This window comes from Enteroscipio rubneri (genome assembly GCF_963929405.1).
In the GTDB taxonomy this organism is placed as follows: domain Bacteria; phylum Actinomycetota; class Coriobacteriia; order Coriobacteriales; family Eggerthellaceae; genus Enteroscipio; species Enteroscipio rubneri.
Map to the genome: position 1 here is coordinate 1 of NZ_CAWVIN010000002.1, position 18,723 is coordinate 18,723.

The following is an 18,723-nucleotide window of genomic DNA, read 5'->3' on the forward strand; positions in this document are numbered from 1 at the left end:
ATCCATATCCGTACCCACAATACCGACTTGAAGAAGCGGCTTGCCGCCTATGCCGAGCAGCACCCCGATGTGTGCCGCCAGACCGACGCAGACCCGGAAACGGGCTGCATGGAGTTTGACATTGAGAAAGGCCGCTTCTCTTTCCGTCTGACCGCCCCATACAGCGAGGAACGGCGGGAAGCGGCGCGGCGGTACGCCAGAGAGAGCAACGCCGCCGACAGGCTGAAATAGAGTGGAAATGTTCATAGTTTTGTGCTATACTTTTTCTAAAAGCAGAGTAATACTGCGGAATTGATTGGAGGACAACACAATGGTTACATTTATGAGATTAAGATAAAACCGCGAGTTATGTTGCGGTTATCCGTATTGCATAACTCGCTTATTGAAGCAGAGATGTAATTACGGAGGAAAAACAAATGAATAATAATTTATCACGCTTTGCAGACAGCAAGGTTTATTTTCAATGCCCAATTTGCACAAAATCAATGGATATACAAGGCAATAGCCTAATTTGTAGACATGGACATTGCTTTGATATTTCAAGATATGGGTATGTAAATTTGTTGTTAAAATCATCGCCCAAAACCAACTACAGCAAGCGGTCTTTTGACAACCGGCACCAAATTTTGGAGTATGGCATGTATGATGTTGTGTTGGAGAAAATCATACAGTTTATTTCTGATACGCCATCTATAAGAAACATTTTAGATGTTGGTTGCGGCGAGGGTTTCTATGCAAGGCAGATACAGCAAAGAACAGAACGAAACATCTTTGCCTTTGACTTGTCAAGGGAGGCAATACAGATTGCATCAAAAAAAGACAAGCGCAAAGCAGTGAAGTGGTTTGTTACTGACTTATCAAAAATCCCTTTGAAAGACGGAAGTATGGATTGTATTTTAGACATATTTTCGCCTGCACACTACAAAGAATTTCAGCGATTGCTATCTCCTAACGGATATGTTGTGAAAGTAATTCCTACGAAAAATCATTTGAGGGAAATCAGGACTAAAGTGCAAGCACACTTGAAAAATCCAGATTATTCAAATGAGTCTGTCGTTGAATATTTTGAGAAATATCTTAAAACCATTTCAAGAGAAACGGTTTCAGCCACCGTACAGTTGTCATCAGAACAAAGAATGTCGTTTATTGAAATGACGCCGCTTCTCTTTTGCGTTGAAAAAGATTGCGTTGATTGGCGTACTCTCACACATTTGACAATCGAAGCTGATGTTTTAATAGGAATGTATTAAAGGGCGTATTGATATTTAATATTCCCATTTATTGAGCAGAACGGAGTAAACCAAACACCCTAATCAAAAGGACAGCCGAGGAAATCGACTGTCCTTTTTCTATGCCGACAGGTAGAAAGGAGTGACCACCCATGACGAAACCGAGAGAAAAAAACCGCGAGGAATTGCAAGCCGAGATTGAGGACGGGAAGAAGAAAATCCGGCAGCTTGAAAACCGGGAAAAGGTGTTGCGGCAAAAGTTATCCCAAGAGGAACGCAGGACGCGCAGCCATCGGCTGATCGTCCGGGGTGCGGTCTTTGAGAGCATTGTGCCGGAAGCCAAGACCATGACCGACGAGGAAGCCGCCGCCTTTCTCCGGCTTGCCTTGACGAGCGAGGAAGCGCGGGCTTATCTGAAAAAACGCACCAAGGGCGGGAAAAGCGAATAATCCCTTTGGCACAAAGGGCGCACTTATACACCCTTACGGGTGCGTGCGCTCTGCCGAGGGCTTGTCGGCACAGAGAGAAAGCCGCTTGCTTCCCTCTCTGACCGACATTGGCGGCTTTGCCGCAACAAGGGGCTGCACCCCTTGCGCCGCTTACGCGGCTATCCCTGCACACCCACAAAAACAGTACACCCGCCGTTGGCGTCTGTACCATTTTTGCGGGTTTTATTATCCTATCCGGGAGGTGATACCCATAGCCATCTACCATTGTAATATCAGCATTGTCAGCCGGGGCAAGGGCAAATCAGCCGTTGCCGCAGCCGCCTACCGAAGCGGCGAAAAGTTGACAAATGAGTGGGACGGAATGACCCACGACTACACCCGCAAAGGCGGTGTTGTCCATACGGAAATCCTACTGCCGCCCAATGCCCCGCCCTCTTTCTCTGACCGTTCAACCTTGTGGAACAGCGTGGAGCTTTACGAGAAAGCCGGGAACGCCCAGCTTGCCAGAGAGATTGACGCGGCGCTTCCCATAGAGTTATCCAGAGAGGAACAGATCCGGCTTGTCCGGGAATACTGTTCCTCTCAATTTGTTTCCAGAGGAATGTGCGTTGATTACGCCATTCACGACACCGGCAAGGGCAATCCCCATTGTCACATCATGCTTACCATGCGCCCCCTTGACGAGCGCGGCGCATGGGCGGCGAAGTCCAAAAAGGAATATGACCTTGATGAAAACGGCGAGCGTATTCGCTTGCCAAGCGGCAAATACAAGGCCCGCAAAGTTGACCTGACCGGCTGGAACGACAAGGGCAACGCGCTTTTATGGCGCAAGGCATGGGCGGATATTTCAAACGCCTACCTTGAACGCGCCGGAAGCCCGGAGCGCATCGACCACCGCAGCAACGCCGAGCGCGGCATTGACGAGCTGCCCACCGTCCACATGGGCGTGGCGGCCTGTCAAATGGAGAAGAAAGGCATAGCCACCGAGAAAGGCGAGCTGAACCGGAATATCCAAAAAGCAAACCGCCTTATCCGGGAAATCCGGGCGCAGATTGGAAAGCTCAAAGAATGGATTGGCGAACTGTTCAAGGCGCGGGAAACCGCCCCGGAGCAGCCCCCGCAATCCCCCGGCCTTGCAAATCTGCTGATGAAGTATTTAAGCGTTCAGAGAGAAAAGAGCCGGAAGTATTCGCAGAGTTGGCAAAGGCAGCACACCGCCGACGAACTGAAAACCGTTGCAAAGGCGGTCAACTATCTTTCCGAGCATGGCATTTCCACCCTTGACGAGCTGGACGCTGCCCTTTCCTCTGTCAGCGACCAAGCCGACGCTATCCGGGAGGGCATGAAAACCGCCGAGAAGCGCATGAAAGAATTGCAAAAGCTGATTGAATACGGGAAGAACTACACCGAGTACAAGCCCATTCACGACGAGCTGAAAAAGCTGAAAAATGGCTGGACGAGCAAGCGCGACAAGTACGAGGAAGCCCACCGCGCCGAGCTTACGCTATGGAACGCAGCGAGCCGCTATCTCCATGCAAATCTGCCGAAAGGGACAAAGACCTTGCCTATCTCTGAATGGGAAAAAGAGTACGCCACTCTCAGCGGGCAGAGAACAGCGGAATATACCAAGCTGAAAGAAACCCGCGCCGAGGTTGCCGAGCTGCACAATATCCGCAAGTGTGTTGACATTGCGCTGAAAGCCGACCAGCCGGAGCAGACCCGCGCCAAGCGGCACGACTTAGAACGATGAAAGGAGTTGAGCTTTTTGTATTACACCCAAGAACAGATAGACCGGGCGAACCAAGCCGACCTTGTTTCTTTCCTGCAATCACAGGGCGAGCAGCTTACCCGCGCCGGGAATGAATACCGCTGGAAACGGCACGACAGCTTGACCGTCCGGGGAAACAAGTGGTACAGGCACAGCCAGAGCAAGGGCGGCGGCCCCGTTGATTTTGTTATGGAGTTTTTCGGCAAGAGCTTCACCGAAGCCGTAGAACTTCTCACAGGAGAAAAGGGAGCCGCACCGCCGCCGGACAGACCTTGCCCCGCGTCCCTATCCGACTTCCGGCTACCACCCCCAAACAGCGACAACCGAACAGCGAGGAACTACCTCACAACAGCCCGCCGCATTGATGAAGATGTGACGGGCTTTTTCTTTGCCCGCGGCGATATTTACGAGGACGCAGCCCACCACAACGCCGTATTTGTGGGGCGGGACGAGGACGGAATACCGCGCTACGCCCACAGCAAAGGAACGGCGGGAAACTTCCGGCTTGATGTGAAAGGCAGCGACAAAGCCTTTAACTTCTGTTACCGGGGCGAGGGCGAAAGATTGTTTGTCTTTGAAGCACCCATTGACCTGATCTCTTTCCTCTGCCTGTTCAAAAAGGAATGGCAGAAGCAAAGCTACCTGTCATTGGGCGGCGTGGGAGAAAAAGCCCTGCTCCGCTTTCTCTCTGACCGTCCGAACATCAAGACCGTTTACCTCTGCCTTGACAGCGATGAAGCCGGGAACGACGCTTGCAGCCGCCTTGTAAAGCTCATGCCGGAGGGCTATACCGTCCACCGGCTTATCCCTCTTTTCAAGGATTGGAACGAGGTATTGCAGCACCGGGCAGAAATCACAGACGGGAAGTATATCCGGGAAGCTGTTTACGGCTTGAAAGAGCCGCCGCAGGAAGAAACCGTCGAGATTATCCGCATGAGCGAGGTTGACACGCAGACCGTTGAATGGCTATGGGAGCCGTATATCCCGTTTGGGAAAGTAACCATTGTGCAAGGCAACCCCGGCGAGGGCAAGACCACCTTTGCCCTACGCCTTGCCGCCGCTTGTACCAACCGCAAGCCGTTCCCCCACATGGCAGCGCATGAGCCATTCAATGTGATTTACCAGACCGCCGAGGACGGTTTGGGCGACACCATCAAGCCCCGCCTTATGGAAGCCGAAGCAGACCTTGACCGTGTTCTTGTCATTGATGAGAGCAAGCAGGGGCTTTCCCTTTCCGACGAGCGCATAGAGAGAGCTATCCGGCAGACCGGGGCGCGGCTGATTATCCTTGACCCCATACAGGCGTACATGGGCGAAAAGACCGACATGAACAGGGCAAACGAGGTGCGCCCCATGTTCCGCCGCCTTGCCGATGTTGCCGAGCGTACCGGGTGCGCCGTTATCCTTATCGGACACTTGAATAAAGCCGCCGGAGGACAGAGCGCATACCGGGGCTTAGGTTCTATTGACTTCCGCGCCGCAGCAAGGAGCGTCCTGCTGATTGGGCGCGTGAAGCGGGAGCCAAATGTGCGCGTTATCGTCCATGACAAATCTTCCCTTGCGCCGGAGGGCAAGCCCGTTGCCTTTTGCCTTGACCCGGAAACGGGCTTTTCGTGGATAGGCGAGTATGACATTACCGCCGACGAGCTGCTATCCGGCGCGGGCGGCAACACGGCCACCAAGACCGAACAGGCGGAACGGCTGATACTTGACCTGCTTGCAGACGGGAAAGAGCTTGCCAGCGAGGAAATTGTAAAGGCCGCAGCCGAAGCCGGAATATCTGAAAGGACGGTGCAGAACGCCAAGCGCAACATGGGCGGTGTTTTGGATGCAAGGCGCGTCGGCGGTCAATGGTACAACTTCATCAAGAAGAAGCAGCCGCCCGAACCCGCAAGCTGAAAACGCAAAGTGCAGACCCTTTGCGCTTTGCACTTTCGCGCTTTCACTTTGATTGTGCGTCAATAACTCAAAATAGCACTTGACAAAACGCTTCATGGGGGACGCTCAAGGAAGGCCGCTCGTTCATGGACGCCAAGGACCCTTCAAACAACATCCTGTTCTCGAAGGACTTCGGGCTCGCGCTCAAGCCGAAGCGCTTCGACCTGAAGCGCGACCGCAACCGCAACGTCTGCGTGCTCGGCGGCCCGGGGTCGGGCAAGACCCGCTACTACGTCAAGCCCAACCTCATGCAGAAGAACGCCGACTTCTTCATCACGGACCCGAAGGGCACGCTCATCGGCGACGTGGGCTGGATGCTCGAAGATGCCGGATACGACATCCGCACCTTCGACACCACCGACTTCTCGCGCTCGATGCGCTACAACCCGCTCGCCTACGTGCGGGATGAGGCCGACATCCTCGTGTTCGTCGAGTGCCTCATAAAGAACACGACGGGAGACGAGCGCAAGGGCGGCGACCCGTTCTGGGAGAACGCGGAGCGCCTGCTCTACACGGCGCTGACCGCCTACCTCGTCCACCATGCGCGCCCCGAGGAGCGGAACCTCAACTCGCTCATGCTGCTGTTGAGCCTGGCCGAGGCGCGCGAGGAGGACGAGTCGTACATGAGCCCGCTCGACCTCGTGTTCGAGGAGCTCGAGACGGGGATGCGTTACATGGAGCGAGGACGCTCACGCAAAAGCGAAGGGGAACGCCCTTTCGACGACGGCGGGGACTGGGGCTGGGTGCGCGTGTCCGAGCCGCACGACGCGGCTGAGGACTTCGCGCTGTCGAACTACCGCGCTTTCAAGGTGGCGGCGGGAAAGACCCTCAAGTCGATCATCATCAGCTGCAATGTGCGCCTGAAGCCGCTATCTGTCGATGCGGTCTCTCGGCTCGTCTCATGCGACGAGATGGCGCTCGACAAGCTGGGCTCCGGCGAGGGCAAGCACGCCATCTTCGCGAGCATGTCAGATTCGGACTCGACCTTCGACTTCCTCTTCGCGCTGCTGATGTGGCAGGCGACGAGCGTGCTCTACCGCACGGCGCTCGAGCGCCACGCGGGGGCGCTGCCGCGACCGGTGCACTTCCTGCTGGACGAGTTCGGCAACATCGGCACGGTCCCGGACTTCGAGCGCGTCATCGCAACTGCACGCTCGCGCAACGTGAGCTTCAGCATCATCCTGCAGTCGCAAAGCCAGCTGGAGCGCGCCTACGAGAAGGAGGGCGCGAAGACCATCGTCGACTGCTGCGACACCGTGGTGTTTCTCGGCGGCAAGTCCACCGAGACCAACGAGACGATCTCGAAGATGATCGGCAAGCAAACCCTGAAGGTGGCGACGATGAGCGACTCTCGCGGTGCGAACCGCTCCACCACCCAGAACTACAACGTCATCGAGCGCGACCTCATGACGCCCGACGAGGTGGGAAGGCTCCCGCGCGACGAGGCGATCGTCCTCATCAGCGGCACCTACCCGCTCAAGGGGCGCAAGTACCGCATCGAGGAGCATCCCTCCTACCCCGAGATAGACCCCGGGCACGCGGGCGCTGCGCATGGGGAGCGCTTCGATTTCAACGAGTACCGGAAGAGGAAAGGCGGTGGTGCGCAATGAGATGAGTAAGGGGACGGCGGGAGAAAGCACTCCCTTCAATGAGCGCGGCGGACGAGCTTCCACACACACCCGCCGCGCGCCGTCCCGGATGCAAAGGGGCGCGAGATGCGCTCCGCGACGAATTGTACCAGCAAGGGGCAGCCGCGCCCAACTTCCGCGTGCAGCTGCCCCAGACGAGACATGCAAAGGAGATGCGAGATGCTCTCAAACATCATCGGACTCGTGTCCGGCTGCGTCACGTTCCTCGGCGGCTTCCTGGTCGTGTGGGGTGCCGTGAGCCTGGGCCTCGCCATCCGCGAGCAGCAGGGTGGCGCTCAGATCGCCTCGGCGATCTCCACGATCGCGGGCGGCGCGATCATCATCGCAGCGGCCATCTACTTCGGGCAGCTCGACACGTCATGGCTCCCCGCCTGATGAGCAGGAAGGGAACCGGACAATGCTTTCAGTGAGGGTCCAGAAGGACATCGGCGAGTACACCGAAAAAATCGTGGGCAAGCTCTCGGCGCGCACGCTCGTTTGCCTGGCAGGAGGGCTCGGCTCAGCCGTCGGCATGGCGGCGATATGCCAGTTCGCGCTCGGCATCGAGGTGCGGGACGCCGCGCTGCCCGTCATGTGCGCATCCATGCCGTTCTGGCTCGCCGGCTTCTGGCGGCCCTGCCGCATGACGTTCGAGAAGTTCGCCCCCCTGTGGCTCGACTGCCACCTCGAGGACCAGAGGATCTACTACCGCGCCACCCCCGTGCTCGAAGGGGCGACGACGTCGCCCGCCCCCGGACGTCCCTCCCGCAAGGCGAGGCGCAAAGCGAAAAGGAAGGGAGCTGAGACGTATGTTCCTGCGTGCTAAGCATGGAAAGCAATCGAGCGATGCCGCGAAGGGCACGAAGACGAGCCCCTTTCGCGGCGCGCATGCGGCAAAGGGCCGTCTCGACGAAGAGGAGAAGGCGCTCCGGGAAACCGCACGTCGCAAGAGGCGCGCACGTGCCGAGGCCAAGGACGTGCTCGGGGCGATCGGCTACGACGCCATGTACGCCGACGGCACCGCGCAGGTCGAGGAGGGCCTGTTCAGCCAGACGATCGAGTTCGGCGACATCAGCTACCAGTCCGCCCGGGAAGAGAACCAGCAGTCCGTGTTCGCGGCGATGAGCGAGCTCTACGACTACTTCGGCCCGGAGACGTCCGTCCAGCTCACCATCACGAACACGCCCATCCCGGCACGCGAGATCGGGCGAAAGCGCTTCTTCGAGAAGAGCGACCCACGCGTGGGCGCTTACGTCGACGAATACAACAGGATCCTGAACGACAAGATGCGAGAAGGGGTATCCAACCTCGTGCGCCACCGCTATCTGACGTTCCTCGTAGGGGCCGACGACATCGACGCGGCTGCCCCCAGGCTCGCCCGCGCACGCGGCGACGTGCAGCAGACGCTCGCGCGCATCCGCTGCGACGCGCGCATGCTCGACGGCAAGGAGCGCCTCGCGCTCGTGCAGTCCCAGCTTAGCCCGGATGCGGGGTTCGCGTTCTCATGGGACAAACTGTCCCATAAAAGCGGCCTTCGCACCAAGGACCTCATTGCGCCGTCCGTGCTCGACTTCAAGCCGGAAGGGCGCGTGGACTGCTACCGTGCAGACGGCACCTGGTGCAGCGTGCTCGTGTTCCGCGCCTTCGGCAGCGACCTGGAGGACGACTGCATCGCCAACATCGTAGACCTCCCCATGCCGCTCAACGTCACCGTGCACGTCCACCCTATGGGCAAGGCCGAGGCGGTCGCCTACGTGAAGAAGCGCATCGCCTGGATGGACAAGGAGGTCATAGACGAGCAGATGAGCGCGGTGAAGAAGGGCTACGACTTCTCGATCCTGCCACCGGAGCTCACGCACTCCAAGGAGGAGGCGGAAGAGCTGCTCGACCAGCTGCAGAACAAGAGCCAGCGCCTGTTCACCTACACGGGCCTCGTGTTCACCTACGCGGCGACGGCGGACGAGCTCGATCGCCAGACGGGCCAGATCATGGCGGCGGCACGCCAGCGATCGATCGAGGTGGAGCCTCTCTCGTACCGCCAGCGCCAGGGCATGAACTCCATCCTGCCGCTGGGGCTCAACCACGTCGAGGTGTCGCGCTACATGACCACCGCGCAGATCGCCATACAGATGCCGTTCGCCTCCCAGGAGCTCAACCAGGAGGGCGGCGGCTACTACGGGCAGTCGAAGCAGTCGGGCAACCTCGTCATATGCAACCGCAAGAAGCTCGCGAGCCCCATGGGGTTCGTCTGCGGCAAGCCCGGATCGGGCAAGTCCTTCTCGGTGAAGCGCGAGATCATGAACACGATACTCGCGTATCCCGAAGACGAGGTGATCGTCTTCGACCCGGCGGGCGAGTACGCGCCGGTGGTGGAGCCTGCAGGCGGGACCTGCATCAGGTTCTCGCCCGACACCGACACGTTCATGAACCCCTTCGACCTCGCCGACGTTGCCGGCAAGGCGAACCAGGCGCAGCTCGCGTTCAAGATCGACGCGATACTGGCGCTCTCGAGTGCGACCATGGCCGAAGGCCGCGAAGGCCTTCCCGAAGCCGACAAGTCCATCATCAGCCGCTGCGTGGAGCTTTCCTACATGCGCTGCGAGAAGGAAGGCCGCCTCCCGATCCTGGAGGACTTCTACGGCCTCCTCCTCGAGCAGGACGAGCCGGAGGCGCGCGACATCGCGCTGCGCTACGAGCGCTACGTGAAGGGCGCGCTGTCGTTCTTCAACCACCAGAGCAACGTCGGGTTCGAGAACCGCATCACCAACGTGGACTTCAAGGACCTCTCGCAGAACATGAGGGTGTTCGGCATGCTCACCGCGCTCGAGGCGGTGCGCAACCGCATGTACGCGAACTTCGAGCGCGGGGTCACCACCTGGCTCTACATCGACGAGGTGCAGAGCCTCTTCGGGCACCCGGCGATCATCAGCTACTTCTCGAAGTTCTGGGCGGAGGGCCGCAAGTTCAACCTCATCTGCACGGGCATCACGCAGAACTCCACCTACATGCTCGAGCACGAGGACGCGCGCAACATGGTGCTCAACTCCGATTTCGTGCTGCTGCACAAGCAGAGCCACCTAGACAGGCGCAGCTGGGTTGACCTGCTGGCGCTGTCGGCCCAGGAGGAGGGCTACATCGACGACTCGATCAAGGCCGGCGAGGGGCTGCTGGTGGCGGGCGGCGTGCGCGTGCCCCTCAAGGACGATTTCCCCAAAGGCGCGCTCTACGACCTGTTCAACACAAAGCCGGAGGAGATCGCCCAGATAAAGCGCGCCCAGGCGTTCGCCCGCGCGAAGGGGAAGGCGGATGCCTGAGAGCGTGGCGACATACACGCAGGGCCCATCCCGTCCGCAGGCATCCGGAAGCGAGGCTCCGCGCGCGCTCGGCCAGGCAGATCGCCCCGACGCCATCTCGACGGGCATCGTGAGGGGTGCCCTCGAGCGCGCGACCGACGCTCTTGCGGACAAGGAGGCAGCGCCGGGGCGGGGCAGGGAGAGCGCCTCGAAACCCTCCCCCGCCGCAGGGGGCAAGCCCGCGCACGACCCAGGACGCGCAGCGCAGGCGAAGGCGAACCTCAGGCGGTCAATCGAGGACGCCGCGGTCGCCGAGCTCGACGACACCGACGAGTTCTCCGGCATGGGGCAGGCCCACTCCTCCGTGCGAACCGCCCGTTCCGTGATAGCGCGCCGCCGGGCTTCGAAGAGCGCCGTCGGTGCGCCCAATCCGAAGCGCAAGGCGGGCCCGGGGCCCGGGACGGGCAAAGCCGCCGCCCAGGGCAGGCGGAGCCTTCTCGCAAGCCGGGCGGCCATGCAGGCGAACGGCGCCGCAGCGGGCAAGCACGCCGCTGCGGGAGCCGCCAAGGCTGCGGCGTCCGCCGGCAGCAAGGGCGCGGTGGCGGGGGCGATCTCGTCTATCGCGGTTCCCGTCGCCGGCGTCCTCGCCGGGATCATGGCGTTCCTCTTGGCGGTGCTCGCGGCCTCCCAGATCGTAAGCGCCCTGTTCGGCTTCTGGCAAAACGAGGCGTCCGCCCGCACGCTGGAGGGGCTTCCCCCCTACATCACCTACGAGATGGTGGAGGAGGCCATCGCCTGCCAGGAAGAGTACGGACATCCGGCGGGCTGCACGATCGCCCAGATCATCGTCGAGTCGGGGCAGGGCGACCACCTCTCGGGGCTCGCCACGCAGGACCACAACCTGTTCGGCATGAAATGGTCTAGCGCGTACGCGCTGTGCGAAGAAGTGGAGGGAAAGAGCTCGTGGAGGACCAACGAGGAATACGGCGGCGAGACCGTCACTATCACGGCGAACTTCATCTCCTTCAAGGGCGACGCCGAGTGCATACGGTTCCGCAGCAGGGTGTTCCTGCAGGGCGAGCGCTACGCGGGCAACCCCCTCATACGCGAGGCGATCGCAGGATGCGACTCGGACAAGATGGCCGAGGGCCTCAAGGACGCGGGATGGGCCACGAGCTCGAGCTACGTGGAGAGCCTCAAGTCGGTGATGGGGACCTACAACCTCTACCGCTTCGACAGCATGAGCCTGGAAGACTTCCAGGAAGGGGCGCTCTCCGGCGACGCGATCGTCTCGGCTGCCTACAGCCAGCTGGGTGTGCCCTACGTATGGGGCGGCACCACGGCGAACGTTGGCCTGGATTGCAGCGGCCTCGCGCAGTACTGCTACCGGCAGGCCGGGATCTCCATCCCGCGAAACACGGAGAGCCAGTTCGCGCAGGGAACCAAGATCCCGCTTTCAGAGGCGCAGTCTGGGGACATCCTCTACCGGACTGGGCATGTGGGCATCTACATAGGGGGCGACAGGTACATCCACGCACCCCAGAGCGGCGACGTGGTGAAGGTGGCGAGCGGGATCTCCAGCTTCACATGCGCGCTGAGGTACCGATGAAGAGAGGTTAGGTTATGGACAAGAAGACGAAACTGATGGCCGCATGCGCAGCCGGGGCGGTGGCGATCCTGGTGGGCGCAGGGCTCGCGCGCTGCGCGATCGCGCCCGGGCAGACGGAGGCGGATGTCCCCGTGGCGGAGCAGCAGCAAACCCTAGAAGAGCATGCCGGGCTTTCCGGTTATGCGGGGACCATCTGGGAAAGCGAAGACGGCACCGCCACGCTCACCATCTCGGATTCGGCCATGGTCGAACAGGACGGCTCCGGAGCCCAGGTGATGTACTACGAGGTCGTCTCGGAGGAGGCAGGCGAATCGGGCGTCTCGGCGGTCTTGAGCTATGCGCGCTCGGCACAGGACGCGAGCACGCAGACGCTGCTCGTGATAGCGAAGGACGACGGGGCAGTAGCGGCGAGCTGCGACGGCTTCGCCCTCTCGAAACGCTACCTGCTCGAAGCCGATGGCGCGCCCGAACTCGCGCTGTCCGCGCACAGCCCAGAGCTCAACGAGCTGCTCGACGCCGACGATGCAGAGATAGCCTCCGCGATCGCCCGGAAGGCGGCGACCGCATCTCCGAGCGTCACGCTCGCCACATGGGACGGCGAGGTCTACATGGACTGCAACGCGGACGTCCTGACGACGTCGTTCCACCTCGACGACGCCGCATCGACCATTGTCCAGCTCTCCCTCGATCAAGCCACCGGGGAGCTGAGCGCGCTATGAGGCGGGCATCAGAGATATTGGGCGATGGGCGCTTCCGCATCGCCTTCGCGGCGACGGTCGCGATCCTCGTCCTGATGCTGGTCCCGGCCCAGCCCGCCTACGCCGACATCGCGGACGACGTGAACGCGTGGCTCTCGGGCCTTCTGCGCGACGCGTGCAACTGGATGTTCACCAACCAGGTGGCGGTGCTCTCGAGCATCGGCTACGAGGGCATCATCGGTGCGGACTTCGCGGGCATGCTCACGACGACAGGCGACGTTTCGATGTACGACATCGCGCGCGGCGTCTGGAACACGGCCATCCTCCCCATAGGCTGCGGCGTGCTCGGGCTCGTCTTCACGGTGAAGCTCATCCAGATCAGCCAGCGCATGGACGGCAGCGCGTCGCTCCCCGGCGTGAAGGAGGTCGTCTTCCTGCTCGTGTTCTTCGCTGTGTTCCTGTTCCTCATACAGAACAGCTTCGAGCTCATGGAGGCGATCTACGCTGTGGTCGGCCTCGCCATCGACCGTACGATGGCGCTGTTCGGCACCGGAGGCTCGATGGACCTCGCGGCGGTGAACGTGGTGACGACCGACGACGACGTGCCGTCCCTCATCGCGCTCCTGCTGGTGTCGGTCCTGAGCTGGGTCATCGTGCTCGGCGCTTACGTCGTCGCGCTCGTGGTGTGCTGGGCGCGCGCCATCCAGCTCTACATCATGGCGGCGTTCAGCCCGATACCGCTCTCGCTCATGGCCCTCGACGACACGCGGCAGATCGGAATCGGGTACCTGAAGAACTTCACGGCGGTGTGCCTGGCGGGGCTCATCATCCTGATCCTGCTCATCGCCTTCCCGCTCATCCTGGGCGGGCTTACCGGGGCGAGCACGGCGACGGGGACGCCCATCGACGGCATCGCCACGGGGCTCACCTACGCGCTGCAGTACCTGGCGATGTGCGTGCTGCTCATCCTCTCGCTCGTGAAGAGCGGGGCGTGGGCACGCGACATCGTGTCGGGGTTCTAAAAGTGAAAGGGCACCTGAAAGGGGGTGGTCGCCTTGGATGGCTGAAGGAAATCGAGGACAGGTGATCAGGCGGGTCTTCCACATCCATTCCCGCCTGAACGGATGCAAGAAAGGGGCATGAAATGCCAGAGAAGAAGAACACCTATCTCACGCTCCACAAGAACTTCGTGCGCACCGACATCGAGTACACGGACCGTGTGACCGGCGAGGCCCGCACCTTCAACTCGGTGACGCTGCCCAAGGGCACGGTCATCGACGGGGTGGACGTGAGCTACTACCAGTTCAGCCCGATGTTCGTCAACGAGTCGCGCTACCGCGGCGAGGACTACCGCGACATCCCGCTTCTGACCGACCGCGAGGTCTGGCTCAAGAAGAGCGTGCTGGACGAGAACGGCCAGCCGGTGCTCGACGAGCGCGGCAAGCCGGAGAAGGACGTCGTGCGCGTCATGCCGACGCAGATCAAAGAGGCGCTCGACCGCAGCCGCAGCGAGTACCTGCAGAGCCTCGCCGAGAAGGCGCGCGGCGCTCGCGAGGGGTCCGAGCGCCTGGGAAACGTCGCTGACCGCGGCGCGCAGAGCCGCGAGAGCATCGCGATGTAGGGAGGTGCGAGGAAAGATGAAAGATAAGACCGTGGAGAGGATAACCTCCTCGAAGATCGTGCGCGTCGTCATGGCGATGGCGCTCGTGCTCTCGGTCGCGATCGTACCCTCGACCGCGCAGGCGGCAGGCCCCGCCTACGAGTCCGGGCGCGGCGTCACGTTCGCCGAGAAGCTGGGCTTCGACCCCGAGGCCTTCGTCGCCAACCTGGAGGCGCATCAGAATAAATATCTGGGCACGCCCTACACCATGGACGACCGCGAGGCGGGCCCGGGCGCTGGCATGGACTGCTCGACGTTCGTGAGCTACGCGCTCATCAACGAGGCGGGCGTATCCGATTCGTTCCTGCGCTACGACATGCAGCCGCGCCACTGGGACGACAGCTGCCTGCCCAACACCGAGACGCTCTTCAACTGGGCGTTCGCCAACTGCGACGTGCAGGTCTTCAACAGCAAGGCCGACCTGCTCGCCAGCAAGCCCGCCAAGGGCGACATCCTGTTCGTCTGGGCCAAGTCCGCAGGCGACACCCCCGTGGGCGGCGGAGAGAGCCACGTGGGCATCTACTGGGGCGAGGGCAACGGCGAGGACCTGATGTTCCACGCCATCCCGCCGGTGTGCAAGATCGGCCCCATCGAGGGCAAGGTCGTGGGCGACCTCTACTACGCCAAGGTGACCGTGTCCCACGGCTTCGATCTGACGGTAGACAAGAGCGCAGGCGACACGATCGTGCTCGACACCGAGGGTAACGGCGAATACGCCGCAACCCTGGAGGGCGCTCAGTACGGCGTCTACGCGGACGAGGCGTGCACCGACAAGGTCGCGAGCATCACGGTCTCCGAGAGCGGCTCGGGCTATTCCGGCACCGCCGAGGGGCTCGATGCCGGCACCTACTGGGTGAAGGAGACCAAGGCACCCGACGGCTACGCCTTGGACCCCGAGGTCAAGAAGGTCGTGCTCGAGGACGACGCGTCGATCGGCTCCGTCGAGGAAAAGCAGTATTTCCCGATCGACATCTCCATTACGAAGCTTGCCCGCGACGGCAAGCCGATACCTGAAGGCGATGCATCGTTTGCGGGCGCTAAGTTCCGCATCGACTACCCCAACGGCAAGTCCGGCGTCTACCAGACTAACGCTGATGGCAAGATTTCCATGAAGGTCGACGACGGCGCTTTCGTCGAAGGCGAGCCCATGGATGTCATAGATGGCATGTACGTGATGCAGCTCGGCACCTACTCGGTGACCGAGGTCGAGGCACCTGAGGGCTGTGTGATCCCCGACGACGCTACCCAGACCATTGAGGTTACCGCCACAAGCCAGCTCGCCACTACGAGCACAAAGGCAACCTTCTCCAACGCTTTCGAAGGAACCTTGGGTTATGTGCAGACCCCTGCTTTGGGTTCTGTCATGGTAGCCAAGGGTGATGCGCTGCTCTTCGATGAAGAAGACACCGAAGGCGACGGCACCTACTACAACTATGCGCAGGGCGACGCCACGCTTGCAGGCGCGGAGTTCACCATCTACAACGCGAGCGCCGAGCGCGTGGACGTCGACCTGAATGATAACGGCGTCATCGACGAGGGCGAGGTCTTCGCATCGGGAGACGCCATCGTCACCATCTCAACCGAGTACGACGCCGACCTCGACGCCTTCGTGGCCAAGACGTCCGACGACCTGCTCCCGTACGGCACCTACCTGGTGCGCGAGACCAAGGCGCCCGAGGGCTACACCGAAGACGGAGCTACTCAAAAAGAGTTCCAGGTACGCGAGGACGGCAAGGTCTACGAGTTCCTGCTTGCTGATGGCGAGCTCAACGAGGTCGCCGCGGGCGGCGTGCAGGTCGTGAAGTCTGACCTTGAGCTTGGGGTATCTGAGGCATTGGGCGGCAACTCCCATGACGAGCTTGATACTGGATCTACGCTCTCTGGCATCGAGTTCACCATCACGAACGCCAGCGAGCACGGTGTCATGGTGGGCGGCCAGTGGTTTCATGTAGGCGATGCCATCATGACTATCACTACCCACTGGAACGCGGATAAGCAGGCATACACCGCAGAAACCTCTTTCGACGCCCTGCCGTACGGCACCTACACCATCCAGGAGACGGCGACCAACGACTCCTATCTTTTGACCGACGGCGAGCCCCGGACCTTCGAGGTTCGCGCTGACGGTGAGATCGTGAGCGTCTCCAAGGACGGCAATGCGCTCGAGTTCTTCAACCAGGTGGTGCGCAACGACATCGAGCTTGCCAAGATGGCTGACGATACCAACGCAGCCCAGCAGGTGGCCTTCAAGGTGACCAATGTCTCTACCGGCGAGGCGCACGTCGTCGTCACCGACCGCAACGGGGACTTCTCCAGCGCGAGCGGCTGGAACAGGCACTCCAGCAACACCAATGGCAACGACCATCTGCTGGAGGCCGGCTACATCACCGCTGACATGATGGATCCCAAGGCCGGCGTCTGGTTCTCCCTGGGCGAGGACGGCACCCAGGCCGAAGTCGACGACGATCTGGCCGCTTTCCCGTACGGCGAGTACACCTTGGAGGAGCTGCGAAGCGACGCCAACGAGGGCTACCAGCTCATCGAGCGCACCTTCTGGGTGGAGCGCGACTCGTCCGTGGCCAGGGCTGTCTGGATGAGCCTGGACGATCAGCCCGGAGCCGACATCGGCACCATGGCGACCGACAAGTCCGACGGCGACAAGTTCGTCTGGGGGCCCGAGGTCGTCATCGCAGACGAGGTCTTCTACGACGGATTAACCCCTGGCGAGACCTATACGCTCGAGGCAACGTTGATGGACGCCGAGACCGGGGAGGCCGTCAAGAAGGGCACAGGCCCGCTCGCCGAGGACGTCACGGGCACCGTTACCTTCACGGCGGAGAGGGAGACCGGCTCCCAGGTGGTAGAGCTCTCGCTTGATACGAGCGAGCTTGCTGGCAAACGCCTTGTTGTGTTCGAGAAGCTCTTAGACGCCAATGGCGAAGTGGTCGCCACGCATGAAGACATCAATGATGAAGGTCAGTCGGTCACGGTTATAGAGATCGGCACCACGCTCGTCGACGCGGCTGACGGCGACCATGTGGTCGAGAACGGAACCGTAAAGGTCGTCGACACCGTTGCCTATAAGGGTCTCACCGCAGGCGAGACCTACACCGCCCACGGCACCATCATGGACAAGGCGACCGGCATGCCGCTCGAGGACGCCGACGGCAATCCCGTGACCGCGACTGCCGAGTTCGTTGCCGAAGGTTCCGAGGGAACCGTCGAGGTAACGTTCGAGTTCGACGCGTCGGCGCTCGAGGAAGGCGCGGCGCTCGTTGCCTTCGAAGAGGTACTCGACGTGGACGGCAACGTCGTGGCGGTCCACCAGGACCTCGAGGATGAGGGCCAGACGGTGGTCGTGGACAACCCCGAGACCCCTGATGTGCCAACTGCTCCCTACGACAAGACGGGTGCCGACCTGCTTCCCGTCTGGGTTCTCGTTTGCGCACTAGTTGTGTCCGGCACCGCCACTGGAGCATATGCGATTCGAAACCGTATCCGTTGCGCAGCGGAAGACGAACAAGCCGAGATGAGCCAGACCGAAGAGGAATAGCGAGCGCTGACAGGCGGGCTTAGGAAGGGCGGGGTAGCGCAGTGCTGCCCCGCCTGTTTTTCAGGAGGAAAGAATGAAGACGAAGATCAAGGGCCGTATCGCGGCCATGGCGGCGATTACGGCGTTCATGGCGGCTGGGGTGCTGTTCGCGTGGCTCTACGGCATCCACGACAGGGCGGCGGATGTGAACCCCTCTCCTATCTCGGGAGCCATCGAGGCAGGCGAGGCCGACGACGGCTTTCCTGCGGTCGATTGGGAATACTGGCTCTCCGTCAACCCGGACATCGTCGCCTGGGTGACGGTTCCGGGCACGGGCGTCGACTACCCGGTCGTCCAGGCGAGCCCAGACGACCCGACCTTCTACTTGACCCACGACGTCTACCGCGGCTGGAACCCCTACGGATGCCCCTACCTCGACGCCGGCTGCGCGGATCTCGGGGTGGTCAGCCCGGTGGCGCTCATGTTCGCGCACCACATGAACGACGGCAGCATGTTCTCGGCGTTCGCGAGCTACTCCGATATCTCATTCGCGCAAGCCCACAGCGAGATCCTTCTGCAGACGCCGGAGGAGAAGATGCGCCTGAGCGTCATAGCGGCGGACGTGGTCGACTCGAACCGAGAGGGCAAGCGGCTGGAGTTCGCAGACGACGATGAGTTCGACTCATGGCTCGAGGAGCTGCTTGTAAATGCGGACGTCGTGCTCGAGGCCGATGCAGAGACAGATAGCGTCAAGGCCTTCTGCACCTGCAGCTACGGCCAATGGAACGGCCACGAGCGAACAATCGTCTATGCGACAGAGATCTTTACGGGCGAGGCATCGTGACCTCGAAAGTCGAGTCACGCTGCTTTGCTCCAGGATCGCTCCTCTAGGAGAGGTTTTGCCTGAGCTAATACCTTG

General features: G+C 61.0%; 15 protein-coding genes. All 15 read left to right on the plus strand.

Going from position 1 to position 18,723, the window contains the following annotated elements; translation table 11 throughout:
• On the plus strand, window positions 1–231 hold a 231-nt coding region (locus ABGT83_RS03345), incomplete at its 5' end, for a hypothetical protein (protein ID WP_346685930.1).
• Between the two features lie 185 nt (window positions 232–416).
• Window positions 417–1,250, plus strand: a complete 834-nt coding sequence (locus ABGT83_RS03350; protein WP_002584969.1) for a methyltransferase domain-containing protein — start codon at window positions 417–419, stop codon at window positions 1,248–1,250.
• Window positions 1,251–1,381: 131 nt separating this feature from the next.
• The gene (locus ABGT83_RS03355) at window positions 1,382–1,678 is read left to right on the plus strand and encodes a DUF3847 domain-containing protein (protein ID WP_016147288.1); all 297 of its coding nucleotides are present in this window, start codon (window positions 1,382–1,384) and stop codon (window positions 1,676–1,678) included.
• Window positions 1,679–1,919: 241 nt separating this feature from the next.
• Entirely contained in the window at window positions 1,920–3,428 is a 1,509-nt protein-coding gene (mobQ, locus tag ABGT83_RS03360; protein ID WP_005930696.1) for a MobQ family relaxase, read from the plus strand.
• Between the two features lie 15 nt (window positions 3,429–3,443).
• Window positions 3,444–5,345 (plus strand): AAA family ATPase, encoded by a 1,902-nt coding sequence (locus tag ABGT83_RS03365; protein WP_035393622.1) that lies wholly within the window; start codon window positions 3,444–3,446, stop codon window positions 5,343–5,345.
• A 125-nt stretch (window positions 5,346–5,470) separates the two neighbouring features.
• Window positions 5,471–6,994, plus strand: a complete 1,524-nt coding sequence (locus ABGT83_RS03370) for a VirD4-like conjugal transfer protein, CD1115 family (RefSeq protein WP_346685932.1) — start codon at window positions 5,471–5,473, stop codon at window positions 6,992–6,994.
• Window positions 6,995–7,192: 198 nt separating this feature from the next.
• The gene (locus ABGT83_RS03375) at window positions 7,193–7,408 is read left to right on the plus strand and encodes a hypothetical protein (protein ID WP_013978966.1); all 216 of its coding nucleotides are present in this window, start codon (window positions 7,193–7,195) and stop codon (window positions 7,406–7,408) included.
• 22 nt (window positions 7,409–7,430) lie between these two features.
• A complete protein-coding gene (locus ABGT83_RS03380) occupies window positions 7,431–7,838 on the plus strand; it encodes a PrgI family protein (RefSeq protein ID WP_346685935.1) in 408 nt (135 codons plus the stop codon).
• On the plus strand, window positions 7,822–10,326 hold the full coding sequence (locus tag ABGT83_RS03385) for a VirB4-like conjugal transfer ATPase, CD1110 family (RefSeq protein WP_419060881.1): 2,505 nt from the start codon (window positions 7,822–7,824) through the stop codon (window positions 10,324–10,326). The genes ABGT83_RS03380 and ABGT83_RS03385 overlap by 17 nt, the downstream gene beginning before the upstream one ends.
• Entirely contained in the window at window positions 10,319–11,914 is a 1,596-nt protein-coding gene (locus tag ABGT83_RS03390; RefSeq protein WP_346685936.1) for an NlpC/P60 family protein, read from the plus strand. Before ABGT83_RS03385 ends, ABGT83_RS03390 begins: the two co-directional genes overlap by 8 nt.
• 14 nt (window positions 11,915–11,928) lie before the next feature.
• On the plus strand, window positions 11,929–12,633 hold the full coding sequence (locus ABGT83_RS03395) for a hypothetical protein (RefSeq protein ID WP_346685938.1): 705 nt from the start codon (window positions 11,929–11,931) through the stop codon (window positions 12,631–12,633).
• Entirely contained in the window at window positions 12,630–13,634 is a 1,005-nt protein-coding gene (locus ABGT83_RS03400; protein ID WP_346685939.1) for a conjugal transfer protein TrbL, read from the plus strand. The genes ABGT83_RS03395 and ABGT83_RS03400 overlap by 4 nt, the downstream gene beginning before the upstream one ends.
• A gap of 122 nt (window positions 13,635–13,756) precedes the next feature.
• Window positions 13,757–14,233: a DNA gyrase gene (locus tag ABGT83_RS03405; RefSeq protein WP_346685941.1), complete on the plus strand. Its 477-nt coding sequence runs from the start codon at window positions 13,757–13,759 to the stop codon at window positions 14,231–14,233.
• Between the two features lie 16 nt (window positions 14,234–14,249).
• Window positions 14,250–17,825 (plus strand): VaFE repeat-containing surface-anchored protein, encoded by a 3,576-nt coding sequence (locus ABGT83_RS03410; protein WP_346685943.1) that lies wholly within the window; start codon window positions 14,250–14,252, stop codon window positions 17,823–17,825.
• 73 nt (window positions 17,826–17,898) lie between these two features.
• Window positions 17,899–18,648, plus strand: a complete 750-nt coding sequence (locus tag ABGT83_RS03415) for a class B sortase (protein WP_346685944.1) — start codon at window positions 17,899–17,901, stop codon at window positions 18,646–18,648.
• Window positions 18,649–18,723 lie beyond the last annotated feature (75 nt).

Bases quoted from the DNA above. Each gene is read 5' to 3' on its own strand.
- ABGT83_RS03405 (WP_346685941.1), top strand. From the start codon at position 13,757: ATGCCAGAGAAGAAGAACACCTATCTCACGCTCCACAAGAACTTCGTG.
- ABGT83_RS03410 (WP_346685943.1), top strand. From the start codon at position 14,250: ATGAAAGATAAGACCGTGGAGAGGATAACCTCCTCGAAGATCGTGCGC.
- ABGT83_RS03415 (WP_346685944.1), top strand. From the start codon at position 17,899: ATGAAGACGAAGATCAAGGGCCGTATCGCGGCCATGGCGGCGATTACG.
- ABGT83_RS03355 (WP_016147288.1), top strand. From the start codon at position 1,382: ATGACGAAACCGAGAGAAAAAAACCGCGAGGAATTGCAAGCCGAGATT.
- ABGT83_RS03380 (WP_346685935.1), top strand. From the start codon at position 7,431: ATGCTTTCAGTGAGGGTCCAGAAGGACATCGGCGAGTACACCGAAAAA.
- ABGT83_RS03375 (WP_013978966.1), top strand. From the start codon at position 7,193: ATGCTCTCAAACATCATCGGACTCGTGTCCGGCTGCGTCACGTTCCTC.
- ABGT83_RS03385 (WP_419060881.1), top strand. From the start codon at position 7,822: ATGTTCCTGCGTGCTAAGCATGGAAAGCAATCGAGCGATGCCGCGAAG.
- ABGT83_RS03390 (WP_346685936.1), top strand. From the start codon at position 10,319: ATGCCTGAGAGCGTGGCGACATACACGCAGGGCCCATCCCGTCCGCAG.
- ABGT83_RS03400 (WP_346685939.1), top strand. From the start codon at position 12,630: ATGAGGCGGGCATCAGAGATATTGGGCGATGGGCGCTTCCGCATCGCC.
- ABGT83_RS03395 (WP_346685938.1), top strand. From the start codon at position 11,929: ATGGACAAGAAGACGAAACTGATGGCCGCATGCGCAGCCGGGGCGGTG.
- ABGT83_RS03350 (WP_002584969.1), top strand. From the start codon at position 417: ATGAATAATAATTTATCACGCTTTGCAGACAGCAAGGTTTATTTTCAA.
- ABGT83_RS03370 (WP_346685932.1), top strand. From the start codon at position 5,471: ATGGACGCCAAGGACCCTTCAAACAACATCCTGTTCTCGAAGGACTTC.